The sequence below is a fragment of the Pseudoalteromonas sp. BMB genome (genome assembly GCF_001709235.1).
Lineage (GTDB): Bacteria > Pseudomonadota > Gammaproteobacteria > Enterobacterales > Alteromonadaceae > Pseudoalteromonas > Pseudoalteromonas maricaloris.
This window is the reverse complement of record NZ_MBQA01000193.1, coordinates 122,266-148,237: the sequence shown is the minus strand read 5'-3', so window position 1 is coordinate 148,237 and position 25,972 is coordinate 122,266. Positions and strand designations below refer to the sequence as shown.

Sequence of the window (25,972 nt, the reverse complement as noted above, 5' to 3'; positions counted from 1 at the left end):
GCAATTAAAAAATCGGAGCAATATTTGCTCCGATTTTTTTGTTATTTGGGTTTAGCTCCACCATCGTTTCACCATGTCTGAAGGGTCTAAACAATATTGAGCTTGAGCTTGAAATAACTCCGCCGTTGCTAATGCGTCGGACAAGGCATGATGTGGCTGATAATAGGGAAGCCCATAGCGCTTTCTGCAGTCAGCTAAGCGTACCGAAGGAATAGGTTTACGTTTGAGCTTATCAAGCCAGCTTCTGGCGTTGTTTATCGCTGACTTTTCAATTTCCATCGTATCAATCACTGGAAACTCAATACCCTCACCCAATCTTGCTTTTAGCGCAGAATTGAAAAATGACTTCTCGACAAACTGATAGTGCACCACAATGACTTTACCATGCAACGAAGCAAACACCTCTTCAAGAATATCTTGCAGATCTGGCGCGCTTTCGACTTGTGAGTGTGTGATCCGGTGCAGTACCACAGACTCCTCAGCCAGCGGACTGGTTGGCTTCACTAACCAATGCTTGGCTTGAGCCAAGCGGATCCGTCGTAAGTCAAATGGCACTACGCCAACGCTCACAATGTCATCGATGTTTGGGTCGAGCCCTGTAGTTTCAAAATCAAGGGCAACAAACTCACACTGACTCAATTGCTGGTAAGGATCTACCACTCCTTGCTGATAAAATGCTTGAATTCTTGGGTCTTGCGACGTTTTTGCCAAATGCTGAAAGCGATTTGGCCATGACATAATCTCGCCTTGCATGTTACACCGCTACTTCATCATGGATTTGTTTTGATAGCGAAACTTTAAAAAGCTCTGTGCTTTGTCTAACACGCCAAAAGCTTCTTTAAGATTACGCTGTTCAAAATCAGAGAGTGTTTCTGGTGGCAAGCTGTTATCAGGCTTTTCGCCCTGCTCAATTTGCCATGCTTGGTGACGAATACGCATGATGGCGATGTATTCAAGCGCAGCTTGCAGATCTAGCACCTTGCCCTTTGGCAGTATATTTGCCTCATCAATATCTTCTAATCGCTCGAAGGAGTTTTGTTTTTTAGAGCCAACGCCAAGGGCATGCACTCGAACCAAATCTGAAAGCGGTGCTGTGCCACGGCGTTTAATGTTCATCGAACGCCTGTGCTCGCCGTCTTGCTCAAGGACAAAACCATTAAAAAATCCTAAAGGCGGTGTCCTTCTTAGCGCATTATGTGCCATCGCAGCCAAAAATTTTGGGGTATTTTTGGCCTTTTTACTGATAAAAGCGGTAAGTTTCTCAGCCCATTTTGTTTCACCCCATACGCCTTCCAGATCAAAGAAAATCGAACTATTAAGCAAAGCCTCAGGACTGGGATTTTCTATCCAGTCTTCAAATTGTGCTAACCATTGACTATAAGTTAAGCGCCAAGCAGGATTGCTTGCCATGATCCCACCATCGCAATATTTGTAGCCGCAATTGGCTAGACCATCACACACAAACTTCGCCAGCTTTTCGAAGTAAGCTCCATGCTCAGCGGATCGATAACTGTCATCCAAGATCAATGCATTATCCTGATCGGTCACAATTAATTGTTCATCCCGAGCCATTGAACCAAGGGCAATAAAACAGTAAGGGATTGGTGGCGCGCCTAATTTTGCTTCCGCGAGTTCGAGTAACTTATGTTTAAACGTTTTGCCTATAATCGACATCGCAGAACCAATCATGTGTGAGTTGGCATCTTCATTCACCATCCGAGTAAAAATTGCAGGAAGCTGTTTGGCGTAACTACTCAAGTCTTCAACACTTTGCTGGTCCATTAGCCCTCTAACAAACAACAGGCTGCTTTGAGACTCATAGCGCAAAATATCGGATAGCGCGACCACTCCTATCGGTTTACGCTTATGAACAACGGGCAAATGATGCACATTGTCTCTTAGCATCAGCATCATGGCTTCGAAGACATAGGCATTGGAGTCAACGATAATAAGATCGGTCGACATAATCTCAGAGACTGGAGTTTGATAATTCAGCCCCTCTGCGACTACTTTTGTGCGAAGATCTCTGTCACTGATAAGGCCAACCACCTGACCATCATCTTCATCTGGATCTTCGACAACAGGTTTCTCGGGGTCATAGATAAGTAGTGATGACACATGCTCTTTTGCCATCACTTGAGCTGCCTGCTGTACCGTAGCGTTGCGTTCAACGTACACCACATCGCGTAGCAATAGTTTACGCACTTTGGCCGTGGTCAAATCATTGCTGTCGGCTTGCTCAGAAACCGTGATTTTTAGTCTCGCATTATCGTCAGCTTCAAAATAATCAGCAAACGCTTCATAAACGTCGCAATACTCATCAAAAATGCCAACGGGAATACAATACACCAGTGTATCTTCAAGGCTTTGAGCGCCAAAACGAACTTTACGATTCATCAATAACCCACGCTGGCCAAAGATCCCACCTGTGGAAATACGATTGTATAACTCACCTGAGCGCCGATAAAGCTCGACAGCACCAGATCGGATCACATACAGGTAAGTGATCTGCTCTCCATATTCCAAAATACCGCTGCCCTCTCGGTAGTAACCTACTTCGACTTGGCTTGCGAGTTTATGTAGTGCCTCTTGAGGCAAATCCGAAAACGGCGGGTAAGCTACTAAAAAATTGGCAATTTCCTGATGTTCAACTTCCATGGTTTTCCTTGATATAAAAAGGAATTTAACCCTATTGTGGGCAACGAGGGATAAATTTGCAATGAAAGTCGGTTTAACTAAGGCTGCAGCAATTGTTTTTTCCACTGCTCACCACTACGCTCATAAGACTCTCTAAGATGTAGCCGAGTCTCAGCAAAAGTGAGAAACTCTATGGAAATAGGGTTGATGCAATAGCCACCCCAATTTTCGGGTCTTGGAATTGGATTCGTGCTATATCTTAATTCCGCAATTCTTAATTTTTCAGTCAGATCACTTTGATCTCGCATAATTGCACTTTGGTTAAATGACGTTGTGGTTAGTTGAGCATCTCTAGAGCGCCCTTGCCAATATATATCCGCATCTCTATCTGAAATCTTCTTTGCTCTGCCAACAATACGGACCTGATACCCAACATGATCCCACCAAACTGTCATCGCGATGTTAGGAAGATTTTCTAAATGCTTGCCTTTCGCAGAATCGAAATATGAACAAAATACAAAGCCACCCTCATTAACCGCTTTCAAATCAACAAATCTACCTGTAGGAAACCCATTTTCATCAATTGTTGAGACACATACCGCATTGGGCTGATTTAATGGATTGTTTTTCAGAGCTTGCTGCCACCAAGATTCAAACTTTTCGAGTGGATTAATCATTATTATTATCCTGATTATTTTTCATCGGTTCCATAATGTCATTAATATCTACCACATTCCACGGCAAACCTTTTTGCCTGTAGATCCGCTTACCTTGCTTTGTATAATCACCAACATCATGCGGTAAGCGCTGACCAACTACAATACAACGTAATGTAACATCGCTATTGTTTACTAACTTATGAGGCTTACCACAGGCTCTGTATCCTATGAAATCGCCTTCACCAACACCAATTACCTCATCGCCAATGTACGCTTCAGCAGTGCCTTGCAATATATACACACATTCATCCTCGTGATAATGCATATGTGTTTCAGTCGAATCGAACCCCGGCTGGATTTCTATGATGTGAAAACCGAATCCTGTTATACCAGTTAAGTCTCCAAGTGATTTATTGAGCCTCTGCGCATTTGGGTTCAGAAAATGAACTCTTTTTTCCCCTTTTAATGCTTCGATTTCAGCTTTACTTACAATATATTTTTCCATTTCTTCAAACTCCTTATGTTGGGCTTAACCTAAAGGTATGTGTTTAAAGGATATTAGCTTAAATTACAGCAATTGAACTGCTTTCAATTACATCCATAATTTGACCTAGGTCACTTTAAAAACCAGCAAAACCGCCTCATACTAGTTATCTATAACTATTCGCAACAGGAACCGCACTCATGACTTATGAAGTCAATTTCGACGGCTTAGTAGGGCCAACACATAATTATGCCGGATTATCTTATGGTAATGTCGCGTCACTTTCTAACGCTACCAGTGTTTCTAATCCAAAAGAAGCGGCATTGCAAGGTCTTGAAAAGATGAAAGCAATGCATGATATCGGCCTAAAACAAGGGATATTTGCACCTCATGCACGCCCGAGTTTAGCTCCACTGCGCCGTGTTGGCTTTTCAGGCACCGATGCTCAAGTACTTGAAAAAGCGTATAAACACGATCCAATATTGCTTCGAGCTTGTTACTCTGCCTCTGCAATGTGGACGGCAAATGCGGCGACTGTGTCGCCTTCTGTTGATTCTAGCGATGGCAAAGTTCATTTCACAAGTGCCAATTTAAACTGCAAATTCCACCGTTCAATAGAGCCCGAAACCACCACGAATTTACTTCGTGCTATGTTCGCCAATGCGCAATATTTTGCACATCACCAGCATTTGCCTGAGCAGCCTTTTTTTGGCGATGAAGGTGCTGCGAACCACACTCGCCTCGCCGATAGCCATGGCAGTAAAGGTCTACAATTATTTGTGTACGGTTCAAGTGGCTTTAACAGCGATATAAAGGGTCCTACTAAATATCCTGCTCGGCAAACATTAGAAGCAAGTCAAGCGATTGCAAGGCTACATCAATTAGATGATAAGCAAGCAATTTTTATCCAGCAAAATCCAAATGTGATTGATCAAGGCGTGTTCCATAATGACGTCATTGCGGTAGGCAATGAGAATGTGCTGTTTTGCCATGATCAAGCCTTTATTGATCAAACCTCCAGTCTAACTAAAATTAGACAAGCGTATATCGGCGAAAAGCCTTTGCATATTGTCGAAGTTCCGACGCATGCAGTGAGTGTTGAAGACGCAGTAAAAAGTTACCTATTTAATTCTCAATTGATCACCTTGCCATCAGGCGAGATGATGCTGGTTGCACCGGAGGAATGTGCGAAGAATGATAACGTTGCCGCGTATATCGAATATATGCTCGGTGCAAAAAATCCGATTTCGCAAGTACGCTTTTTTGACTTACGCCAAAGCATGCAAAATGGTGGTGGGCCTGCATGTTTGCGATTACGTGTAGCACTCAATGAAGCTGAGCTAAAAGCGGTAAATCCAGAAGTGATGATGAGTGAAGACAAATTTATTCAACTAAGCGCGTGGGTCAATAAACATTATCGCGATAAAGTCACAGAACAGGATTTAGCTGATCCGAGCCTTTTGCAAGAGTCCTATGCCGCATTGGATGAACTCACCCAATTACTCAATCTTGGTAGCGTATACGAATTCCAACGCGCCTAATTGCAAGTTTTGCTTGTTGAACTGCAATTAATCTGAGGTTTAAAGGGAGTGCTTTCACTCCCTTACTTTTTAGCAAGTACATTAACCGCCCACGTCTCAAGCATACCGTCGCTATTTAACGTTACTAAGGTGTCCGGGTTTGGGACATACATATCGACTACCGTTGCTCCCTCACTTTCAGTATGAATAGACCAAGTGCCTAATTCTTCCCCGCTCTCATAGCGCCAGATGGAGAGATGAGATTTTGACGATGATGTCGCGAGTAAGCCTGAGTCAGAAATAAACTTGGCCTTTCTAAACATCTTAAAACGGGCCATATACTTTAGTTCACTGAGCTGCTTTCCAGACTCAAAATCCAGAACATGTTGCGCATTCAACCCATCTGAGACAAATAAATGCTTGCCATCATGGCTCACTGTTAAACTGGTAACACGATGACTAAATTGATGCTCATACAAAGGTTCTGGTGACGCAAATTGCCAAAGGGCAACCAACCCATCTTGTGCGCCGGTAACAAAATAGTCGCCACTATTATCAAAGGCCAAATGCTCTATCGGTCGAGTATGTGGCATAAAACGATTGTTTAACTTAGTGAATAGATCCGCCATATTGAGTGAGCCATCATCCATCGCAACTAGCAAACGCTGATTATTATGGGAAAGCGCTAAAGCAGAGATTGAAGCAAGTGGACTCACCCCAGCAAAAGGTACGTTCGTTATCAACTTTTGCTTTGAAACAGACCAAATTGAGATAAGGTTTTCACCTGCCACGATGAGCATTTCCTTATCATCTGACAATAAAACTTCTTTGACTGGTGTTTTTATTTTGTCTTTGGGTACTGAGAATATGACAGACTTATTGGCATTGTCATAAATATGGATTTCAGCATTACTGTCTAATGTTACGCTCCACTTTCCATCTTTAGAAAAGTGCCCAAGTATTATGCCATTTTGCGTCAACTGGCTTGTTACCCCTTTACTAATTTCAGGCTGCGATCCACACCCTAATAAAAATAAAGCGAAACAAGCTAGTGATATTAAACGAGACATCTTAAACCCTTAGCACATAATACATTTATTTCATTTACTGGCTTTACATATCGGCCGTTAGCAGACAAACTTAACTTATTGTGAATAATTTTAGACTGCATATGATGTATTTTAGCATGACAAAGTCACTTATTAAGCAAACTTTCGTTGTCTTAGCCGCAATGATTTTACTTTCAGCGTGTGGCTCTGAGGATAATGTCAGTGGTGACAAGGACACTCCTGGATATGCCGCAACCATGTATTTTGACGCACTCTATAATCAAAAAGATTTAGACGCTGCAATGAAAATCGCCACTCCCCGTCACGCGCGTATCATGCGCTCTTACGGTACTGCGTCGCAATTCGCCAGAAATTTAGTGAATATGCAATACGATGAAGTCACCATAGAAGTCGATATGACCAATCAAAGTCTGCGCGAACAGTATGGCGACAGCGCAAAAATTAATTTAATTTTTACCGGTCAGCTCCACGGTGAGCAAGTAGACGACATGCGTAGTGTTAGTATGGTACGCAAAAAAGGCAAATGGTACGTAGACAAAGTACTAGCAGACCCCTTTGCACGTTAACTCAAGAATAAGAAAGGAAAGCCCCGTTGTCGGGGCTTTTTTAACAAATTAGCCAAAATCCTCTGTCACAACAAACTAGTTGGGCGCTTTTGCATCAACAGCAATCGCTTTTGCAACTAACGTTTCAATACAAAAGATAGTTTCAGAACTCTTATCATCAATCACGTTGTCGTCCATTGCGATACTGAGTTTTTCATTCAATGTCTTACCCACCAGTTTCACGCTGTTTTGTTTACACCACTTACGATATTTTGCCATTAGTGGAGCATGCGCCTTTTCCAGTAAATAAGCATGCTCAACCGTATCTATCGCAGAGTGTTTTACCACGGCGCACAGATGCGAGATACGTTCTCGGGTCGAGTTGTGATCAGAAACATTGCTACATACCTGCACCGCCAATTTATCGCTCGGCGCTTTGATCCAATTACCAACGGGAAACGCCAAACGTTTTAACAAAAATGCCAGAGGTGCTGCGGTAAAGTTATCGCAAAATGCATAAATAGCCTTACTTGCTTCGTTAAGACAGTGATCTAAGGCAAACTTTACCAGCGGTAAGTCCCCTTGTTGACGGCCATCATCTTCGTATTTTTTTAATACGCATGATGCGATATAAAGAAAGCTCAGAACATCTCCTAATTTTGCAGAGAGCATTTCTCTACGTTTTAGTGAACCGCCTAGCTTTAACATAGCAATATCACTATACACTGAGAGCGCTTGGCTCAACCATGTTAGACGTCGGTAATACGTCGCCACATCACCACTCACTGGCGCACGTTCGAAACGTGCTAGTGTGAAGCCATTAAAAAACGCCTTGAGCCCATTCACAGAGGTATGCTGCAAGTGTTTGCAAAGCACTTCATCAAACTCTTTCAAAGCGATTAATTGATCTTCTTGCTGTACGATACTCATTTCTTTCAGTATGAAAGGATGGCAACGCGTCGCACCTTGACCAAAAATCATCAAGCTTCGAGTTAAGATATTGGCGCCCTCAACGGTAATAGAAATCGGCATGCCCATGTAATTGTGAGCAAGATAATTCATTTCCCCCATTTGAATGGCTTTGCCGCCATGAATATCCATCGCATCATTTAATGCTACCCTTGCATGCTCTGTGAGGTGATACTTGGCAATCGCAGTGACTACCGAAGGACTTTGCTTTAAATCAATTGCCAACGCAGTGGTTTGTCTCACCGCTTCAATAAGATAGCTATAGCCATAAATTCTGGCTAACGCGCTTTGCACTCCCTCAAAGGCAGAGATAGGTACACCAAATTGACGACGGACACCAGCGTAAGCCGAAGTCGTTCTGGCACTTAATTGAGCGGTTCCCGCGCTCAGTGCAGGCAAAGATATCCCCCGTCCAGCACTTAAACACGACACCAGCATGCGCCACCCTTTGCCGATGCCTGCTTGTTCGCCTATCACCCAAGCCATTGGAATAAAAACATCTTCACCACTGGTTGTGCCATTCATAAAAGCTTGCCCCAGCGGGTTATGTCGATCTCCAGTTTTTACACCTTCATGTGTAGTCGGAATAAGTGCACAAGTGATCCCAAGCTCTACTTTATTTGAAAGCAATTGATCTGGGTCGTAAACCTTAAACGCAAGTCCTAATACATCAGCGACGGGCGCCAGCGTGATGTATCGTTTTTGCCAAGTTACCGCAAGTCCAATTTGCTTTTCTCCTTCAAATTCACGCTCACACACAATCGCAAAGTCTTGAATGCTACCAGCATCGGATCCTGCCTCTGGCGAGGTCAATGCAAAACAAGGTATCGCCTCACCCGAGGCAAGCTTTGGCAGCCAAGTATTCTGCTGATCATTGGTGCCATAATGAAGCAGCAGCTCTGCAGGGCCTAAACTATTTGGCACCATCACGGTTACTGCAGTAGACAAACTACGGCTGGCTATTTTTGCAACGATGGTGGAGTTCGCCTGAGCACTGAACTCCCGACCTCCAAAAGCCTTTGGAATAATAAAAGCAAAAAAGCCCTTTTCTTTTAAAAATTGCCAAACGTCTTCAGGCAAGTCTTGAGCCTCAGATATTTTTTCTTCATCAAGCATTTTTAGCAGCGTATGTAATTCGTTATCTATAAATGCCTGTTCTTCATCGCTTAGCTTTGGCTTATCATTACTCAACCACTTTCGCCAATTCGGTTTACCAGAAAACAACGCGCCATCCCACCAGATACTCCCCGCCTCCATCGCTTCTCGCTCGGTTTGGGAGAGTTCCGGTAATGATGTTTTGAAATAATTAAAGAGCGGTTTAGTGATCAACTTAACCCTGATATCACGGACACAAAATACCACCACAATTGCCAATATCACCAATAAAACTAAAGTCATATGCACTCCTTTTTGCAGGCTTCAAATACGGCCTTTTGATACAATTGACTGCCTTAATTATGGTTAATAATCACACTAACTCAACTTTTATCTGCGCTCGCATCTCATTGTTTGTCCATCGCAAAATTGTCGTTTTAAAGTCGTCCTGCTATTATTCTTGCCACCACAGCAAAAAAAGATGCTTTGCTGCGCGTAAAAGCCGCGCTCACTACGATTAGTTGTTCATATGACTAATACTAATTGGATTAATTTACTTGCTGATTTGTAGCAATTAACCCAATTAGTGTAGCTGGCTATAGATACTAAAACGCCGTCTAGTGTTAAGTCGGCTCGTGTATTAATTAAAACAACAAGTGAACCCTATGAAACCAAGATTTAAGTTAAGTGTTGGCGCACTCATCGTTGCCAGTACTTTTGCACTCTCTGCCTGCAAATCCACTGAAACTACAAATAAAGCATTATCAGAAGCCGATGCAGTTGCATTTTTAGATAAGGCGTCAGAGCAGCTGGTTGACCTTAACTTCCGCTCTAGCCGCTCAGCTTGGATTTATGCGAACTTTATTACTCACGACACAGCTTCACTTGCTGCAGACGTGAATGAGGAATACACCGCTGCGCTCGTGGAGCTTGCTAACCAAGCAGCACAATTTGATGGCTTGGCGTTAAGCGAAGATACCCGACGTAAGCTTGATAAATTGAAGCTAAACCTGACATTACCTGCACCAAAAGATGCTGACAAAACAGCGGAACTTGCAAAGCTCACTGCAGAGCTTGATGGTATGTACGGAAAGGGCAAATACTGTAAAGATGATGGCACTTGCCTAAGCCTTGGTGAAATGACGGCTAAGATGGCAAATAGTCGCGACTATGAAGAGCTTTTAGACATCTGGCAAGGTTGGCGTGAAGTGTCAAAGCCGATGCGTCCACTCTATGAAAAGCAAGTTGTACTTACCAACGAAGGTGCTAATGAGCTTGGCTACGCAGACACAGGCGCAATGTGGCGCAGTAAATACGACATGCCAGCGGACGACTTTGCAAAAGAACTTGACCGTACCTGGAACCAAGTAAAGCCGCTATACGATTCGCTTCACTGTCATGTTAGAGCCAAGCTTGGCGAGAAATACGGCGAAGATAAAGTACCTCAAGACCAGCCTATTCCTGCACACTTGCTTGGCAATATGTGGGCACAAAGCTGGGGCAATATCTATGACTTAGTCGCGCCAGAAAACGCAGATCCGGGTTATGATGTAACGGCGCTACTGGCTAAACACAACTACGATGAAATCAAAATGGTAAAAGGTGCAGAAAAGTTCTTCACCTCAATGGGTTTTGCTCCATTACCTGAGACTTTCTACGAACGTTCTTTATTTATTAAACCACAAGATCGCGACGTACAATGTCATGCATCAGCTTGGAACTTAGATGCCAAAGACGACCTACGCATCAAAATGTGTATCCAACGCACCGGTGAAGAGTTTTCAGTTATCCACCACGAACTAGGCCATAATTTCTATCAACGCGCTTACAATCAGCAGCCTGTATATTACCAAGAAAGCGCCAACGATGGCTTCCACGAAGCTATCGGCGACACTATCGCGCTATCTGTAACACCTGGCTACTTAAAGCAAATTGGTTTGTTGGATAACGTACCGGATGAGTCAAAAGATATCGGTCTATTGATGAAGATGGCACTCGATAAAGTTGCATTCATTCCATTTGGTCTACTTGTCGACCAATGGCGCTGGAAAGTATTCTCTGGTGAGATTTCTCCAGCAGAGTACAACCAAGCGTGGTGGGAATTAAGGGAGAAATATCAAGGTGTTAAAGCACCAATTTCACGTACTGAAAATGACTTTGACCCAGGTGCAAAATACCACGTACCTGGTAATGTCCCTTACACTCGTTACTTCTTAGCGCATATTTTGCAGTTCCAATTCCACAAATCACTTTGTGAAATTGCTGGCAGCAAAGAAGCCATTCACCGCTGTTCTGTTTACAACTCGAAAGCAGCTGGTGAGCGTTTAAATGCCATGCTTGAAATGGGCAGCAGCAAACCTTGGCAACAAGCACTTAAAACGCTAACAGGTAAAGATGAAATGGATGCAACAGCAGTACTTGACTACTTTGCACCATTGCAAAAATACCTAGATGAGCAAAATAAAGGCCGTAATTGCGGCTGGTAATTGCTAGCAAATTTAAACTCAGCAACGGGCACACTCAATCGTGCCCGTTTTTTATTGGTTTAATTTTGTTACAGTTCAGTAACTTCCTTTTTTAGCGCCAATCATATACGCTCAAATCAAAGTCAGCCTACCGCTCTAGTAGTGAAAGTCTGTGTTGTCACTTGCAAGGATCCTTATGAATATAAAAAGAATTGGCCTGATAGCCATCTTTGAATTGCAACGCTTGTTTGCAACGAAACGCGGATGGATAGCCATCGCCGCATTTGTTTTAGTTTGGTATGCCATTTTGCGCTACGCCATTGCTGAAGCGGTATCCATTGTCAGCGACCCCAACTTCAAAAATATGATTCAGAGTTTTTCTGGCGTCGTTGGTATGCATCGTATTGCCCAATGGCCTGAAATGGAGCTTGCACTGTACTTAGTTTGGTCAATCTTTTTATTTCCTCTTTTTGTGATCTTTTCAAGTGCAGATCAAACTGTAGAAGATAGAACCCGCGGCACACTCAGATTTCTAACTCTGCGCACATCTCGCGCGGAAATTGTTGTTGGTCGCTTTGTTGGACAGGTATTCAATACGTTGCTGCTCATAGCTATTTCTGCTGTAGGCGCTTGGATATTAATGGTGGTGCGCGACCCAAGCTTATGGCTCACAGGGCTTACTCGGGCGACATTAATTGTCCTAGAGCTAACGCTTATTACTGCGCCATTTATTGCCCTGATGTCTGTGGCTAATCACTTTGCTAACTCTAGTAAAATGAGCATGATTTACGCAATTTTAACCTACTTAACGCTCGCCACTTTAGTCGCTTTTGCACTTGAGTACAGCGCTTACGCAGAGTACCTTTTTTATCTTTTTCCTGGGTTCCAAGGCTCAGAAACCATCGCACAGAATATCAACCTCACTCGCTTTGCCACACCGGTGCTGCATAGCTTCGTATTGATTGCAATTAGCTGTGAACTATTAAGAAGGCGCGCGCTATGACTAGCATTATTGAAGTTAATAATTTAGTGAAAGCATATGGACGAAAGCGCGCACTAGATAACGTATCTTTCACCCTAAACGCAGGTTCACCTATTGCGCTTGTCGGCCCCAATGGTGCGGGTAAAACCACCCTTTTTAGCACACTTTGCGGGTATCTAAATGCAGATGCTGGCAGTGTTAAAATTTTGGGCCATAAGCCTGGCAGCGCTGCACTTTTTGGCCGCCTTGCCGCACTTCCACAGGATGCTCAGCTTGATCCAAGGTTTTCTGTCAGTAATCAGCTACGTTTATACGGACAGCTTCAAGGTTTAGATGCGAAAGCGGCCGAGAGTGAAACGCATAGAGTGCTTGAGCTTGTCGACCTCAAAGACTGTTATCACGCTAAACCTCATGAGTTATCTCATGGCATGCGAAAACGTATCTGTATTGCCCAAACGCTACTTTCACAGCCTGAAATTGTACTGCTTGACGAAGCCACGGCTGGATTAGATCCCGTGAATGCTCGTGAGATCAGAAACCTAGTAAAAAGGCTTCAATCTGAAACGACCTTTATTTTGAGTTCACACGATTTAGTAGAACTCGATGATTTGTGCGACCAGGTATTACATTTACAGCATGGTAAATTAACCGCTGTTGACCGCATCCAAGAAGCGGAACTTGCCACGCTAACTGTAAAACTTAAAGAGTCTGGCACCAGTAGTCACATAGCGCTTTTGAGGACCTTACAAGGCGTTGAAGAGGTGACGGTAAATGCCAGTGGCGCCCTGCTTATTGAGTATCGTAGCGGCCAACAGGTTGATATTGATGTACTCAAGCTTTGCCGTGATCAGGGTTGGCGTTACAAATCGTTAGTTAACGGTAAAACACTAGAAGATGAACTGTTCGGCTAGCACACGGTTAGTTTAGTTGACCCGTCTTAGCATGTGGTTTGACACTTTTTGAAATTAAAGCGCTCGATGAACTTCATCGGGCGTTTTTTGAGCCAAATCGGACCAAATCGCTGACATCCACTACTAATTTGTTAAAGCGTTTGTATGGTTATAAATTACCCGTGGTGTCGACGAATGTGCGTAACTAAGCCCTCTTTATTAAACTCAAGTGAAACAATATTGGTTTTACTATACTCAATAGTTTTATCTAAATGAGCAGGTTTTACTTTGCCTGATTCGGTCATTTTTACAATGACGACATTAGCGCCAACCATTACCTCATTTATTTCTATTGAACTATGAATGACTTCATCTTTTAATTTATTAATCATATCCTCTCGGAGTTTAGATTTATCTGTATAAGTAAATTTAAATTTGACGTGTTCATCGATAAAGTCATCAGAAAGTAATGAGATATAGTTTTCTATCTCTTTTATTGTTGTATTGGGTTGTTGACGCGCATTTTTTGCCGCTACAAATACTTTTGCTTTCTCTATTAGTTGCTCCGACGTGAAATTATCGTGTGCACTACTAGAAAATGAAAAAAGAAAACAAAATAACACTAATATAAATTTATTCACGGATCTTTCCTTCCTGCTGTACCTAAAGCCAAATCGCTGACACCCACCACTAACTTGCACCTTCCTAAGATACCGCCTAAGCTTTAATTCTGCACTCAAAGGATTGAGGAAACCAAACTATGGCTACTGCCCGTAAAAAGCAAATCAGTTTAACCGACACCAAATACTACCACTGTATCTCCCGTTGCGTAAGGCGTGCCTTTCTGTGCGGTGAAGATAAACTTACTGGCAAATCATACGAGCACCGCCGGGATTGGGTTGAAGACAAGCTATTGGTGTTGGGGTCTGTGTTTTGTATTGATGTCTGTGCTTACGCCGTGATGAGTAATCACACTCACATTGTTTTATATGTTGATGATAAAAAGGCTAAGCGCCTGTCGGATAAAGCGATTGTGGTGCGGTGGCACAAGTTATTTAAAGGCAATTGGATAAGCCAAAAATTTACTGAAGGTGAGCCACTCAATGAGTCGGAGCAATTTATACTCGATGAGCTGGTTGATAATTACAGGGGAAGACTAGCGGATATTAGTTGGTTTATGCGGGTACTTAACGAAGACATCGCCCGCCGAGCAAATATAGAAGATAATTGTACAGGCCGATTTTGGGAAGGACGATTTAAATCCCAAGCATTACTGGACGAGGCAGCACTGGCTGCGTGTTTAGCATATGTAGATTTAAACCCAATTAGAGCAAACATCGCCGCAACGCCTGAAACCTCAGACTACACCAGCATCAAAAAGCGCATTGACCATGCAAAATTAGGAAAACAATCAAAAAGCCTACTACGCTTTGCTGGCAGCCCACGAATACACATGCCAAAAGGCCTGCCCTTTGAACTCAAATCCTATATTGAGTTAGTTGAACTCACAGGACAGTGTATTCGAGCCGACAAACGAGGCTATATCTTTGAGTCACATCTTACTGATGTATTTGCAGCGCGTTGTCGTGCGTGATAATCCTGTTTTAGTGTAGAGATGTGCTTGAGTGCTAAAAATCAACCTATCTAGGAACGTTTTTGTCCATCTTCGTTTAAGTGTTTTCGTACTTTTTAATCTCACTTTGCCAGCATAGATACAAATAATGGTGGTACAAATAATGGTGGGTGTCATTGATTCCGCTCACAAATAATGGTGGGTGTCATTGATTCCGCTCATACGTAGACTTAAACCCCATTAGAGCCAACATCGCCGCAACGCCTGAAACCTCAGAGTACACCAGCATCAAAAAACGCATTGACCACGCTAAGCTGGGCAAACAACCAAAAAGTCTATTACGCTTTGCTGGCAGCCCACGAAAACACATGCCTAAATGCCTGCCTTTTGAACTCAAATCCTATATTGAATTAGTTGAACTTACAGGCCAGTGTATTCGAGCTGATAAACATGGTTATATCTTTGAGTCTCAACCCATTCTTACTCGATTAAATATAGAACCGGAAAACTGGATAAAACTCACTACGCAATTTTCACGGGTATTCCATGGTGCAGTTGGCCGAGAGCGAACAATAACCGCTTACTGCGAAACACTGCAAAAACGACGACGGACAAACCTCACAAATTGTGAGCGCTTGTTGGCTTAGCAAAACTCACATTCTCAACGCTAGAATTTCTTACTGCTGTATTTACAGCGCGTTGTCGTGCGCGATAACCCAATTTTAGTGTAGCGATACGCTTACCCGCCAAAGGTCACCCTATCTAAGAACGCTTTTTGTCCATATTCTTTAAGTGTTTCCGCACGTTTTAATCTCACTTTGCCAGCATAGATACAAATAATGGTGGTACAAATAATGGTGGGTGTCATTGATTCCGGCTATTTGAAACATTATTAGATGGGAAATCGATCTGGGTTGAAAAGAATTTAGCCCAAATCTAGGCTGACAGTCACCGATTGAAAAACGGGTAACTGTCAGGTCAAGTTTGAGCTAGTACATATTACTTGACAGCAGCAGAACGTCCATATATGTCATCAATGATATTCTATTTTTTATATTTTTTTAATAGACACCCATAAACTTTGGACTTTGCTTGAAGCCATGTTTTTGATACAAACCATGTGCATCATCAGTCGCCAACATTAAAAACTTACCTTTCCAACGTGGGTCATTTACCACTGTTTCCACTAGCCACTTTCCTAGCCCTTGCCCCCTATAATCGGGGTCTACAATAACATCAGCGATATACCCAAAAGTTGAGAAATCAGATACAACACGAGCAAACCCTATTTGAATTTCACCGTCGTAAAGTGAAAAGCATTCCGAGTTTTCAACTGATTTTTCAATTACATCAATGGTCCGTTCTGAAGCCCAATAGGAGATTGATAATAGCTCTTTTACTTTGGGCAAATCGACGCGTTCAACGTCATCATAAATAAAATAGTTTTCGTTTGTGTACTGCAAGTGATTAGTACCTCTGAAAATATAACGCCGCATTAAGCGGTGAGTAAGAGTTTGCTAAAATGTGTAGCGAAGCGGAACCGAGCAAACTGTTACGAATCCGTTTAAATGCCTTGTTATAAATCTTTTCAACGATAGTCTCTAAGTAGCATGTCCTCCCACTTCTTTTCAAGTTCACTTAACTCGACTTCGTCGATACCATTCTCCCAAAATCCTTTACGATACTGAGAATGCTTTAAATGAGATTTAAGCTTAGGTATTCGAATTAAGCACATCGAGTTATTAACTTTTCTTGTTTCAATGCTTAATCTATCGTTGATTTTTTTTGCCGTATAAATCTTAGCTTTAGCTGCATTTTTTATGTCACTAGGGCATATATCTCCAAGGCGAACACCCTCTGCCCATAAAAGATCTATTAGTATTAAGCAGCGTCGTCTTATTCCGTCATGATAAATCAACCAGTCTTGCAGCTCTTTTCTAATGCCACCATGCGCTCTTCCCTCCATTGGGTCATGATCCTTGGGATAGTAAACATCCAAAAGTATTCTGAGTGGGCGTCCTTGTCGTAGTAATTCACTACCAAATATTGGGTATACATCTTTTATATCCAAGTGTCCTTGAAGTATCCGTATACAAATATCACTAAATATATTCGAAACGTCTCGGACCGATTCTAGTGCCCAGACGGTAGGTGCGCTAAGATAATATTCGCCTTTAACCTTATCAAGCGCTTTAAGTAGACTTTGATCTGCGACTTGATAATAATCACCTTCTCTTCTTCCGACATACACAACTGTCGCCCATTGCTTTTTTAGGTTCCACCACCTATTTCTATAGTCCTGAAGTAATGCAAGTTGATTTTGATGCTTTTGACTAAATAGCATTTTAATCTGCGCAATACCGACTAACACAAGCAATGCAGTTAAAATGGACATTATTAATTCATTATTCATATTAGATTACGGCCAATACTCGAGTAGATTTATAACATTTTAATAGTGCGCAAATCGCGCATTTTTCTACCACGCAATGGCTCACTTTTCTGACTATTACGTTTGTATCAAACTTACTAACCTTTTGCTAGCTATAAAAATATTTGCTGGTTAATAAACTGTTCTAAGGCAAAAAATGCGCAAATTGCTCATTTTCTTGAATATGGGGGAAGTTTCACTATAACTGTATATAAAAACAGCATTCAAAGAGAGTCTTTATGAAAACACGTTCGCCATTTTTGAACTCAATTGCTGATTACATGTTAAGCCGCCATTACTCGCTTAGGACCATTGAAACTTATTTAAAATGGATAAGTTCTTATATTCATTTTCATGATAAGCGTCACCCAGCTTCAATGGGAGATAATGAGGTAACAACTTACTTGGATCATATCGTGCTCAAAGGTAATGTAGCGCCTCGAACTCAAGCAACTGCATTAAATGCATTAGTCTTTCTATACAAACACATCATTAAGAATGAGCTTTCTCTAAACTTGAATTTCGTTCGCTCTAAAAAACAACCCAAATTACCCGTGGTGATGACGCCAGATGAAGTAAAACAACTGATGAGTCACCTGTCCAAACGGTATTACCTATTTGCAGGGTTAATGTACGGTAGTGGTTTGCGGGTTATGGAAGCTGTGCAACTTAGGACAAAGGACATTGATTTTGACTATAAATGTATTCAAGTATGGAATGGAAAAGGCAACAAGCATCGAATTGTTGCATTGGCTACTGAGTTGCTCCCATTACTTAGGAACCAAATACTTCAGGTGGAAGAGTATCTAAAGTTAGATTTACAGAATGAGCGATATGCAGGTGTTTGGATGCCAAACGCGTTGGCTCGTAAATATCCATCGGCTAACAAGTCACTGGCTTGGCAATATTTATTCCCGTCTTATAAATTAAGCGCCGACCCTGAGACTGGCGAGATCCGGCGCCATCATTTTCATCATACTTGTGTTAGAAAGGCGGTGAAAAATGCGCTTAAGCAGACAAATATTACTAAGCTTGTAACGCCCCACACTTTCGCCACTCTTTTGCTACTCATTTACTACAAAGTGGTGCAGACATTAGAACAGTACAAGCTCAGTTAGGCCATTCAGACGTTAAAACCACTCAGATTTATACCCATGTTTTACAGCAAGGCGCAAACGGTGTTGTTAGCCCTTTGAGTAAAATTTTCTAGCTTATTTTTTGGTCAGGACTGAGTTAGCTAAATGTCTACATTAGAGAAATAAAACTCATCAGTAAAGCGGCCGTCCGTAGTTCGCGCATGACTACCTGCAAGCCCTGTCTGAACTAATTCAGATTATCTCATCCCTTTGAGAATTTCGACAATTTCTAGGGTGTTTTCAAGTACCCTGATGACTCTACCTTCAACGCTTATCGTTACCAAATCCCGATCACTGTCACGATAAATCACTTTGCCATGGTCGTAGATATCTGGATCTAAGCGTTCTCCAACTTGGAGCTTTTTTTGCCAACCAGGCGGAAGTGGTTTGCCCTGCTTCAACTTTTTCTCAAGGCCCGGTGGTAATTTGTCCGGTTTTGCATTCGCCTGATTTAAACCTAAAGTCAGACTAAAGGTAAGTAGAGAAAGTACAATAACTTTATTCATAACAACCTCTCTTTTAGAGCGCGGCGTCATGCGTTTTGTGCATCTGCGTTTTGTGAACACAACGCCGTCTATAAAGTATTGTTAATAGTTTGAAATAAAGATTATTGACATAAACTGAACAGCAATCACTAATATTTAGATTGATTTAGTTTTGTTAACGCTTTTACGGAGAAACGTTCAATGGCGAGCCCTAACTGAAGTCCAAACTTCTCAGCAACGCCTTTTTTAGCCTTATAAGCCACCTTATAAAGCTGGTGATTTTCATTTAGTGACATGAGTAAATCATCACTGGTTGAGATTTCATCGACTAGTTTAAGTTCTAACGCTTGTGTACCAAACCAATGTTCTCCAGTGGCCACTTTCTCAATATCGAGATCGACACGATTATCAGAGACAAAGTGTTTGAACAGACCATGCGTTTCTTCAATCTCCTCTTTAAACTTTTCTCTGCCTTTATCCGTATTTTCACCAAACAGCGTGAGTGTACGCTTATACTCACCAGCGGTTACCATTTCAAAGTCAACGTTATTCTTTTTCAATAAACGATTGAAGTTGGGGAGCTGCGCAATCACACCGATTGAACCAATAATTGCAAATGGTGCTGCAATAATCTTATCTGCAACGCAGGCCATCATATATCCGCCACTTGCAGCAACCTTGTCTACACAGACGGTTAGAGGAATACCCGCTTGCTTGATACGCGTAAGCTGCGATGCACCAAGGCCATAACCGTGAACAACCCCACCACCACTTTCTACAGACACAATAACCTGATCCTTTTCTTTATCTGCAATCGTTAAAATAGCGTTGATCTCTTCTCTTAAACCCGCGACTTCGTGAGCGTCCATACTTCCGTTAAATTCAAGATAAAAAACGTTTTTCTCTGCTTCTTTATCTTTATTTTTTTGCGCTTTTGATTGCGACTTATTTAGAGCTTTTAACGCCTTTTTATCAAGCGTTTGCTGCAAAAACTGTTGTTTAGATTGCGACAGACTGTCGCTTAAATCGGTAACTTCAATTTCACCCTTTTTCGATTTTGGTTTTGAGCTTGCTCCCACCATCAAAATAATGACGACTGCAATACCAAAGATAATGGTTACTGTCTTGGCTAGAAATAACCCATATTCAAACAAAAATGCCAAGTCGTTCTCCTCATTTAGCTCATAAAGGCGCCCATTTTCTTTCAGTATAAAATGGACACAAAAAAGGCCGCTAGTCGCGGCCTTTTATAGTCTCGAAAAATGTCTTAGTTTGCAACAACATCCGAGTTAGATACTTGTAAAACCAAACCCTTTGACTTCAAGAAGCTTGCAACTTGTGTTTGCATTTCGATTGACGCAGCTGCGTGTCCTGCTGCTGTGCCACCGGCTTTTTCATCAAAGCCTGTCGTCAAGATTGAACTATGGTGACCCTGAGAGAACTTCACTACATAACTTCCAGGTGTTCCGTCTTGACTCATTTGTGTTTCACTTGCAGGCATTAAGCCCATGAAACCAGCAAGTGGTAAGCTACCAGACAAGAAGCTACGTTCTGTTGTTGGAGGAATAACCAAGTCAGCTGCATTGCCATCAACACCACCCGTAACAACGCTCATATATACTGGCGTTTGTAGCGCTTTCACGGAAGCTGCATAGTTAAGTGGATCGGCACTACCTAATGCGGTTTGTGCTGCAAAACCAAACTGCGTCACCGTACCATCAATTAGTGCTAATGTCGCAGTGTCTCCAGCCGCTTCTAAATTCGCTCTAAATGTTCCATATGCACAAGAAACATATTTGCTTTGATCCGCAGCAAACGTACCACAGTCAGCAATTGCGCCTTCTTGCAGATAGGCATTAAACGCTTGCGATGCTAGGTTACCTGCAGAGCTTAACACTGAGCCTTGAACAAACGGGCCAAATGATTTTGACTCAATCAAGAAATTAGCAATGCCCGAGCCACCACTTGCAAGTGCTGCTGACTCAACTTTAAAGAAGCCATCAATTGCTGGATTTAATGGCGCATTGGTTTGAGCGAGGAAGCTTGGGCCTACAATAGAACCTAGTGAGTGACCTAAGTAACTAACTTGCTGGGTATTAAAGTTTACTTGACCGCCAGATGCTAGATTGATGAAGTTTAAGCCTAAACGTAAACCCATTAAATCTGCTGCTGATTGCTTTAAGTTATCACGCGCAACTAACAACGATGTTAGGTTCATGTAGGACAACACGCTACCTGTCGAGGCATTAAAATCATCAGTGCCATCACCATCGATATCTAAACCGCGAGCACCGTGCATTGGGTGATCAATTGCAACTGTGGCAAATCCAGCTTGCGTTAATGACAACGTCAAGCCGAGCATGTCTTCTTTTTTACTCGTGATACCATGTTGCAAGATAACCACAGGCCAGCCGCCTTCAGGGCGCTGAGACTCATCCGCAGGCATTGTGATTTGCACAGGAACATTTGCAAGCCACTGCTCTTTAGGAATTGGATTGTACTTAGTCAAGAACTTAGTACCGTCTAAACCTAAATCTCTCAGCTTTCCACCCGAAAGTGTATTACAAGCGATATCATTTGGTTCTGTTGGCTCTGGTAAACCACCAGCTTGCGCCGCATATCCAGCGACAGCTACCGCGCTGTCGCAGCGTGCTTGCCAATAGGTATCAGCTAGCGCAGAGATATCTTTATTTTTTGGTTGTGATAAGTACTGAGGTAGTTGTATTTGACCTTGCAATAAACGCACGCTTCTAAAAGCAGGTAAAATAGCATCAGGCACTTTTCCTACAAGGGCATCTGCAACGGTGATCACCGGTTGTGCAGGTACAGCGACAACAGGATTAGCACCACCTTGTAATTTAGCGGCTAACAATTGCTTAGTCGCCGCCAATGCGTGACCAGTCGACTGTGTCGTCATTGCAGCTGTATATATAATCTCTTCTTTACTCACCGAACCCGCTGCAGTTACCGCCCCTTCATAGCTACGAATCACAGCCTGTAGCGATTTCTGAGCATCAGTTACCAATGGCGCGTCTTGGCGCAACAACGTGTAAGTCGAAGAAGCATCTACACTTTGACCTTTTGAGTCCTTAAGACCTTTGGTCAAAACAGTAATATACGTAGTTTCAGGTTTGAATGGTTTAACTGGGATAATAACTAAACCGTTACCTGTGCTATTAGCCATGGTAACGAAATCACCATCAGGGCCAAATTGTAATTCAGCAATTGGCTTACAAGCGATACCTGAAGGCACCTGAGCACAATCTTCGTCGGTTTGTAATGGTCCACCCATTGCAACTTCAAAAATTCGTACAGAGCCCGGAGTCATGACGCTTTGCGCATCAAGTGTCAAACCATTCGGTGTCGTCATGTCGATAACGTAAGGCATTTGTGTCGACCAACCATCTAAGGCGCCAATCACAATACTAGGGTTTGCATAGCTTGCACGCGTTACCAGAGGGTTACCTTCACCATCTTTCACTCCTAACATTTCGTCAGGTAGATTTAAGGTACCGTCTTGAGTGCCGGATAAAAGGATATCGTTTGGAACTGAGATCACACCACCAGATGGATCAAATTTAACAGAAATCGTTGGAGAAACGGGTGTAGTATCATTTTTTACATCTTCTAACGTTTCACCGCCTCCACAGCCAGCTAGTGCTGCTGATACTGCGAGTGAGAGTAGCATTTTTTTCATTTTATAGGCTCCGACATAATCTTATTATTATTGTGGTAATTCTCGTTAAATCTATGTAATAGCATTTTTAATAAGACATTAGACCAGTTAAACTTAACTCAAACTTTGTTATTTCGCCAGCCATATTTACAATAAATTCGCTAACTTGCTACTGCATTGTGATAAAATAGCCCAAACATCTTAATTGGAGTCCAGAATGCAGACTTATCAAGCTCCTGAAAACGCACTTGCGAATAAAACGATACTAGTAACAGGTGCTGGCGACGGCATCGGCCGTGTTGCGGCAATTAATTACGCCAAATATGGTGCAACGGTTATTTTATTAGGCAAAACCACCAGTAAACTAGAAGCCGTTTATGATGAAATTGTTAACGCCGGTTACCCACAGCCTGCAATTGTACCTTTAGATTTACGTGGTGCAACCAAACAACACTTCCGAGACTTGGCTGCCACCATCGAGCAGCAATTTGGGAAGCTTGATGGCTTGCTAAATAATGCGTCTATTTTAGGCTCTTTAGGTCCAATGGAACACTTTTGCGTTTCAACCTTTGAAAACATAATGAAGGTAAACGTAACAGCCCAAGCGGTGATCACTAAATCGCTATTCCCAGTAATGAGAAAAGCGCCTCACGCTTCTATCGTCTTCACTTCATCGGGTGTAGGACGCAAAGGTCGCGAGTTTTGGGGAGCATATGCAATTTCTAAATTCGCAACCGAAGGTATGATGCAAACTTGGGCCGAAGAAGTGGGTAAAACCAATATTCGTATTAACTGCATTAATCCTGGTGCGACAAGAACAAGTATGCGTGCATCAGCATTCCCAGGTGAAGATAAAGATAAACTAAAAACACCTGAAGAATTAATGCCAACATACTTGTACTTGATGTCTGATGACTCAATCGGAGTTAATGGCCAATCTTTAGATGCCCAAACCTACTAACTAGTACTTTAAAGGCTGCAGATCCACAATTGCAGCCTTCTATATTAACCTGAGGTTTGGATAAGGAATGTTCCAACTCATTGTCGCTAAAGCACAACTTAGTTTTTTCCTTGTCTAGCCAGCGAGTTTTAGGGAAAACAAGGCGAATTTACGCACCAATAGCTGGCTATTGGAAGTGAATTCAACGCAGTTAGCGCTAGAACTGGCTGCTAGAAAGGCATTAATTATCCGCAGCTCAGGTTATATTACTTATATTAATCTCTCGGCAAGGTTTCAAACGCCTGCACTTGCTCTAATTTTTCATCCCACTTCGCTTTGCTCGCAATAAATAGGTGTGCAGTTGGCGTAAGACTCGGCGCATCATCTAAGCTACCGGCAGGTACCACTAAACCAACTGGCTGCTGGTTTGGTAATGCAGAGCCACAACAAGCACAAAAGGCTTTAACGTGCTTAGTATTCGGTAAAGTAAAGCGCGTTATCAACTTTTCGCCCGCGAGCCAAGTTAGCATTGCATTTTGAAAAAATAAATTCGCAGCATGTGCAGAGCCTGTGTCTTTTTGACAATATTCACAATGACATAGATAAAAGCCCTGCACGTTGCCCTCTACAAGATATTTAACCTGACCACACAGACAACTACCAGCAAACATCTCTTTCATTTGCATCTCCTTATCAAATACAAAAACACCAGCTCACTAGGCTGGTGTTTAATACCAATTAGTCTTAATACTTGATCAATTTGAAGGAGCAAATCTGACGCTAACTACGTTAAAAACTTCTCATTTAGAACAACTAAATAGCAAAATTTTTGCCTTGCCTATATGGATGTAGGTACCTTGGCGATAGCAGGACGCGGTAGCGGTGTTATCGACAAGATTTTCTCGCCTCAAAATAGCTCACTTACATAAGCTAATTGGTATAAAAAGCTTAAATTACTTTCTTCTTGGGGTTTTGACCCTTTGATTATGCTTTTTCACTGCTTTGCGGATCTTATTAATTTTCGCGCGCTTGTCTTTACGCTTTTCTGGCATGACCGACAACTTAGTTTGCTGCTCGGCTCTCATGCTTACCGATTTACGTAAGTAGTTAACATCTTCTAATTTTAATTCTTCCCATCCACCTTGTGGCAAGCGTTTGTTAAGCTCCAATTTACCATAACGGATACGGATCAAACGCGACACTTCAACCTCTTGCGACTGCCAAAGACGCCTAACTTCACGATTACGCCCTTCGGTCAGTGTTACATTGAACCATTTATTCAGACCTTCGCCGCCAAGTGGTTTAATCTTAAGGAATTTTGCAGGACCGTCTTCTAGCTCAACGCCTTTGGTTAATGTACGCAACGTTTGATTTGTTACTTCACCAAATACCCGGGCAGAATATTCACGTTCGACTTCGTATTTTGGATGCATCAAGCGATTAGCTAGCTCACCATCATTGGTAAAGAGTAACAGGCCTGATGTATTGATATCTAATCGCCCAATTGCTATCCACCGGTCACCATCTAACTTTGGTAGTCTATCGAATACAGTACGACGACCTTGAGGGTCGCGACGAGTACACAGCTCCCCTTCAGGCTTATGATACATAAGTACGCGACAGATGCGCTCTTCTTGCTGCTCTATTTTAACAATATGTCCATCTACACGGATCACCGAAGTCTCTTCTACTCGGTCTCCTAGCTTGGCAACTTTTCCATCTACACTTACGCGGTTAGACTCAATATACTTTTCCATTTCGCGTCTTGAGCCAACGCCAGCTCTTGCCAATACTTTTTGTAGTTTTTCACTCATTCAGATGGTTCTCTCACAGAAGGATCGTTTAATAACTGTTCTATTTTCTCATTATGTTGTTCAGGTAATCGAGGTAATTCCCCAAGACCAGATAATGAGAAGTAATCTAAAAATTGTTTTGTCGTTGCATACAATGCAGGCTTACCCGGTACCTCTTTGTAACCCACCACTTTTATCCACTCGCGATCTATCAAGCTTTTGATAATATTAGAACTCACGGTGACCCCGCGCACTTGCTCTATTTCGCCTCGAGTGATTGGTTGTCGGTAAGCAATCAATGCCAAAGTCTCAAGTGTAGCACGTGAGTATTTTGGTGCTTTTTCCTGCCACAGTTTACTTAACCAAGGGCTCAAGCTCGGGCAAGCTTGAAAACGGTATCCGGTACCAACCTCAACCAGCCTCACACCACGAGTTTGATAATGATTTATCAGTGTTTCCAGTGCCTGATCAATACGCGGTGATGACACGCTGATATCTTCCAGCACGGTTTCTTTTAAGCGCTTTTTAGATAACGGCTTATCTGAAACGAAAATCGCTGCTTCAACTAATTCAACCAGTTGTTCATCGCTAACGCGTCTTTTCATATTTTATGCTTGAAGAT

22 protein-coding genes and 3 pseudogenes are annotated in these 25,972 nt (G+C 42.4%); 9 read left to right on the top strand and 16 right to left on the bottom strand.

Features of this window, described 5'->3' with window-relative positions; genetic code table 11:
* Positions 1-51: 51 nt before the first annotated feature.
* The 4 genes from BB427_RS18595 to BB427_RS18580 form a co-directional block, all read right to left on the bottom strand.
* A complete protein-coding gene (locus BB427_RS18595; protein WP_010378609.1) occupies positions 52-753 on the bottom strand; it encodes a 3'-5' exonuclease in 702 nt (233 codons plus the stop codon).
* 9 nt (positions 754-762) lie between these two features.
* Positions 763-2,658: a DUF294 nucleotidyltransferase-like domain-containing protein gene (locus tag BB427_RS18590; protein WP_069022447.1), complete on the bottom strand. Its 1,896-nt coding sequence runs from the start codon at positions 2,656-2,658 to the stop codon at positions 763-765.
* A 77-nt stretch (positions 2,659-2,735) separates the two neighbouring features.
* A complete protein-coding gene (locus BB427_RS18585) occupies positions 2,736-3,314 on the bottom strand; it encodes a pyridoxine/pyridoxamine 5'-phosphate oxidase (protein WP_017219499.1) in 579 nt (192 codons plus the stop codon).
* The gene (locus tag BB427_RS18580; RefSeq protein ID WP_017219500.1) at positions 3,307-3,801 is read right to left on the bottom strand and encodes a cupin domain-containing protein; all 495 of its coding nucleotides are present in this window, start codon (positions 3,799-3,801) and stop codon (positions 3,307-3,309) included. Before BB427_RS18580 ends, BB427_RS18585 begins: the two co-directional genes overlap by 8 nt.
* 179 nt (positions 3,802-3,980) lie before the next feature.
* Here BB427_RS18580 and astB point away from each other — a divergent pair, with 179 nt between their 5' ends.
* Positions 3,981-5,321 carry an N-succinylarginine dihydrolase gene (gene astB / locus BB427_RS18575; protein WP_017219501.1) on the top strand — a complete coding sequence of 447 codons (1,341 nt, stop codon included), beginning with the start codon at positions 3,981-3,983 and terminating at the stop codon, positions 5,319-5,321.
* Between the two features lie 62 nt (positions 5,322-5,383).
* Here astB and BB427_RS18570 read toward each other — a convergent pair whose 3' ends face one another.
* Complete coding sequence (locus BB427_RS18570) at positions 5,384-6,370, bottom strand: WD40 repeat domain-containing protein (RefSeq protein ID WP_069022445.1); 987 nt, start codon at positions 6,368-6,370, stop codon at positions 5,384-5,386.
* A 116-nt stretch (positions 6,371-6,486) separates the two neighbouring features.
* Here BB427_RS18570 and BB427_RS18565 point away from each other — a divergent pair, with 116 nt between their 5' ends.
* Complete coding sequence (locus tag BB427_RS18565; protein WP_039497631.1) at positions 6,487-6,936, top strand: hypothetical protein; 450 nt, start codon at positions 6,487-6,489, stop codon at positions 6,934-6,936.
* 75 nt (positions 6,937-7,011) lie between these two features.
* Here BB427_RS18565 and BB427_RS18560 read toward each other — a convergent pair whose 3' ends face one another.
* Positions 7,012-9,282, bottom strand: coding sequence for an acyl-CoA dehydrogenase (locus BB427_RS18560; protein WP_069022443.1), 2,271 nt, complete (start codon positions 9,280-9,282; stop codon positions 7,012-7,014).
* A 362-nt stretch (positions 9,283-9,644) separates the two neighbouring features.
* On the opposite strand from BB427_RS18560, the gene BB427_RS18555 reads away from it, so the two are divergent.
* From BB427_RS18555 to BB427_RS18545, 3 genes are all read left to right on the top strand, one after another.
* The gene (locus BB427_RS18555; protein WP_045965750.1) at positions 9,645-11,465 is read left to right on the top strand and encodes a M2 family metallopeptidase; all 1,821 of its coding nucleotides are present in this window, start codon (positions 9,645-9,647) and stop codon (positions 11,463-11,465) included.
* Positions 11,466-11,640: 175 nt separating this feature from the next.
* Positions 11,641-12,447, top strand: a complete 807-nt coding sequence (locus BB427_RS18550; RefSeq protein ID WP_017219506.1) for an ABC transporter permease subunit — start codon at positions 11,641-11,643, stop codon at positions 12,445-12,447.
* A complete protein-coding gene (locus BB427_RS18545; RefSeq protein WP_069022441.1) occupies positions 12,444-13,337 on the top strand; it encodes an ABC transporter ATP-binding protein in 894 nt (297 codons plus the stop codon). The genes BB427_RS18550 and BB427_RS18545 overlap by 4 nt, the downstream gene beginning before the upstream one ends.
* Before the next feature lie 155 nt (positions 13,338-13,492).
* Here BB427_RS18545 and BB427_RS18540 read toward each other — a convergent pair whose 3' ends face one another.
* Positions 13,493-13,957 carry a hypothetical protein gene (locus BB427_RS18540; protein WP_069022439.1) on the bottom strand — a complete coding sequence of 155 codons (465 nt, stop codon included), beginning with the start codon at positions 13,955-13,957 and terminating at the stop codon, positions 13,493-13,495.
* A 119-nt stretch (positions 13,958-14,076) separates the two neighbouring features.
* Here BB427_RS18540 and BB427_RS18535 point away from each other — a divergent pair.
* Positions 14,077-14,871 (top strand): annotated as a pseudogene (locus BB427_RS18535) (transposase); the annotation flags it as partial.
* A gap of 236 nt (positions 14,872-15,107) precedes the next feature.
* Positions 15,108-15,536, top strand: a pseudogene (locus BB427_RS23985) (transposase); the annotation flags it as partial.
* A 92-nt stretch (positions 15,537-15,628) separates the two neighbouring features.
* Here the strand turns inward: BB427_RS23985 and BB427_RS24810 are convergent.
* The 3 genes from BB427_RS24810 to BB427_RS18525 all read right to left on the bottom strand — a co-directional run bounded on the left by BB427_RS24810 (position 15,629) and on the right by BB427_RS18525 (position 17,302).
* The gene (locus BB427_RS24810) at positions 15,629-15,757 is read right to left on the bottom strand and encodes a hypothetical protein (RefSeq protein WP_302622139.1); all 129 of its coding nucleotides are present in this window, start codon (positions 15,755-15,757) and stop codon (positions 15,629-15,631) included.
* Between the two features lie 193 nt (positions 15,758-15,950).
* Positions 15,951-16,352, bottom strand: coding sequence for a GNAT family N-acetyltransferase (locus BB427_RS18530; RefSeq protein WP_069022437.1), 402 nt, complete (start codon positions 16,350-16,352; stop codon positions 15,951-15,953).
* A 125-nt stretch (positions 16,353-16,477) separates the two neighbouring features.
* Entirely contained in the window at positions 16,478-17,302 is an 825-nt protein-coding gene (locus BB427_RS18525; RefSeq protein ID WP_069022435.1) for a hypothetical protein, read from the bottom strand.
* 257 nt (positions 17,303-17,559) lie between these two features.
* Between BB427_RS18525 and BB427_RS18520 the strand changes: the two are divergent.
* A pseudogene (locus BB427_RS18520) lies at positions 17,560-18,530 on the top strand (integron integrase).
* 123 nt (positions 18,531-18,653) lie between these two features.
* On the opposite strand, the gene BB427_RS18515 reads toward BB427_RS18520, so the two are convergent.
* The 3 genes from BB427_RS18515 to BB427_RS18505 all read right to left on the bottom strand — a co-directional run bounded on the left by BB427_RS18515 (position 18,654) and on the right by BB427_RS18505 (position 22,638).
* Positions 18,654-18,962, bottom strand: a complete 309-nt coding sequence (locus BB427_RS18515; protein ID WP_069022433.1) for a hypothetical protein — start codon at positions 18,960-18,962, stop codon at positions 18,654-18,656.
* Positions 18,963-19,090: 128 nt separating this feature from the next.
* Positions 19,091-20,104, bottom strand: a complete 1,014-nt coding sequence (gene sohB / locus BB427_RS18510; protein ID WP_069022431.1) for a protease SohB — start codon at positions 20,102-20,104, stop codon at positions 19,091-19,093.
* Between the two features lie 104 nt (positions 20,105-20,208).
* Positions 20,209-22,638 carry a VolA/Pla-1 family phospholipase gene (locus tag BB427_RS18505; RefSeq protein WP_069022429.1) on the bottom strand — a complete coding sequence of 810 codons (2,430 nt, stop codon included), beginning with the start codon at positions 22,636-22,638 and terminating at the stop codon, positions 20,209-20,211.
* Between the two features lie 196 nt (positions 22,639-22,834).
* Between BB427_RS18505 and BB427_RS18500 the strand changes: the two genes are divergently transcribed.
* Entirely contained in the window at positions 22,835-23,578 is a 744-nt protein-coding gene (locus tag BB427_RS18500; RefSeq protein WP_017219153.1) for a YciK family oxidoreductase, read from the top strand.
* A 254-nt stretch (positions 23,579-23,832) separates the two neighbouring features.
* On the opposite strand, the gene BB427_RS18495 is transcribed toward BB427_RS18500, so the two are convergent.
* The 3 genes from BB427_RS18495 to scpB all read right to left on the bottom strand — a co-directional run bounded on the left by BB427_RS18495 (position 23,833) and on the right by scpB (position 25,955).
* Positions 23,833-24,237, bottom strand: coding sequence for a GFA family protein (locus BB427_RS18495; protein ID WP_069022427.1), 405 nt, complete (start codon positions 24,235-24,237; stop codon positions 23,833-23,835).
* A gap of 273 nt (positions 24,238-24,510) precedes the next feature.
* Positions 24,511-25,371 carry a 23S rRNA pseudouridine(2605) synthase RluB gene (gene rluB, locus BB427_RS18490; protein ID WP_039497594.1) on the bottom strand — a complete coding sequence of 287 codons (861 nt, stop codon included), beginning with the start codon at positions 25,369-25,371 and terminating at the stop codon, positions 24,511-24,513.
* Positions 25,368-25,955: an SMC-Scp complex subunit ScpB gene (gene scpB / locus BB427_RS18485; protein WP_069022425.1), complete on the bottom strand. Its 588-nt coding sequence runs from the start codon at positions 25,953-25,955 to the stop codon at positions 25,368-25,370. The genes rluB and scpB overlap by 4 nt, the downstream gene beginning before the upstream one ends.
* Between the last annotated feature and the right edge of the window lie 17 nt (positions 25,956-25,972).

Coding starts and splice junctions, on each gene's coding strand:
- BB427_RS18505 (WP_069022429.1), bottom strand. CDS start 22,638: ATGAAAAAAATGCTACTCTCACTCGCAGTATCAGCAGCACTAGCTGGC.
- BB427_RS18595 (WP_010378609.1), bottom strand. CDS start 753: ATGCAAGGCGAGATTATGTCATGGCCAAATCGCTTTCAGCATTTGGCA.
- BB427_RS18585 (WP_017219499.1), bottom strand. CDS start 3,314: ATGATTAATCCACTCGAAAAGTTTGAATCTTGGTGGCAGCAAGCTCTG.
- BB427_RS18570 (WP_069022445.1), bottom strand. CDS start 6,370: ATGTCTCGTTTAATATCACTAGCTTGTTTCGCTTTATTTTTATTAGGG.
- BB427_RS24810 (WP_302622139.1), bottom strand. CDS start 15,757: ATGACACCCACCATTATTTGTACCACCATTATTTGTATCTATGCTGGC.
- BB427_RS18550 (WP_017219506.1), top strand. CDS start 11,641: ATGAATATAAAAAGAATTGGCCTGATAGCCATCTTTGAATTGCAACGC.
- BB427_RS18560 (WP_069022443.1), bottom strand. CDS start 9,282: ATGACTTTAGTTTTATTGGTGATATTGGCAATTGTGGTGGTATTTTGT.
- BB427_RS18515 (WP_069022433.1), bottom strand. CDS start 18,962: ATGAATAAAGTTATTGTACTTTCTCTACTTACCTTTAGTCTGACTTTA.
- BB427_RS18525 (WP_069022435.1), bottom strand. CDS start 17,302: ATGAATAATGAATTAATAATGTCCATTTTAACTGCATTGCTTGTGTTA.
- BB427_RS18495 (WP_069022427.1), bottom strand. CDS start 24,237: ATGAAAGAGATGTTTGCTGGTAGTTGTCTGTGTGGTCAGGTTAAATAT.
- scpB (WP_069022425.1), bottom strand. CDS start 25,955: ATGAAAAGACGCGTTAGCGATGAACAACTGGTTGAATTAGTTGAAGCA.
- BB427_RS18590 (WP_069022447.1), bottom strand. CDS start 2,658: ATGGAAGTTGAACATCAGGAAATTGCCAATTTTTTAGTAGCTTACCCG.
- astB (WP_017219501.1), top strand. CDS start 3,981: ATGACTTATGAAGTCAATTTCGACGGCTTAGTAGGGCCAACACATAAT.
- BB427_RS18545 (WP_069022441.1), top strand. CDS start 12,444: ATGACTAGCATTATTGAAGTTAATAATTTAGTGAAAGCATATGGACGA.
- BB427_RS18580 (WP_017219500.1), bottom strand. CDS start 3,801: ATGGAAAAATATATTGTAAGTAAAGCTGAAATCGAAGCATTAAAAGGG.
- BB427_RS18500 (WP_017219153.1), top strand. CDS start 22,835: ATGCAGACTTATCAAGCTCCTGAAAACGCACTTGCGAATAAAACGATA.
- rluB (WP_039497594.1), bottom strand. CDS start 25,371: ATGAGTGAAAAACTACAAAAAGTATTGGCAAGAGCTGGCGTTGGCTCA.
- BB427_RS18555 (WP_045965750.1), top strand. CDS start 9,645: ATGAAACCAAGATTTAAGTTAAGTGTTGGCGCACTCATCGTTGCCAGT.
- BB427_RS18565 (WP_039497631.1), top strand. CDS start 6,487: ATGACAAAGTCACTTATTAAGCAAACTTTCGTTGTCTTAGCCGCAATG.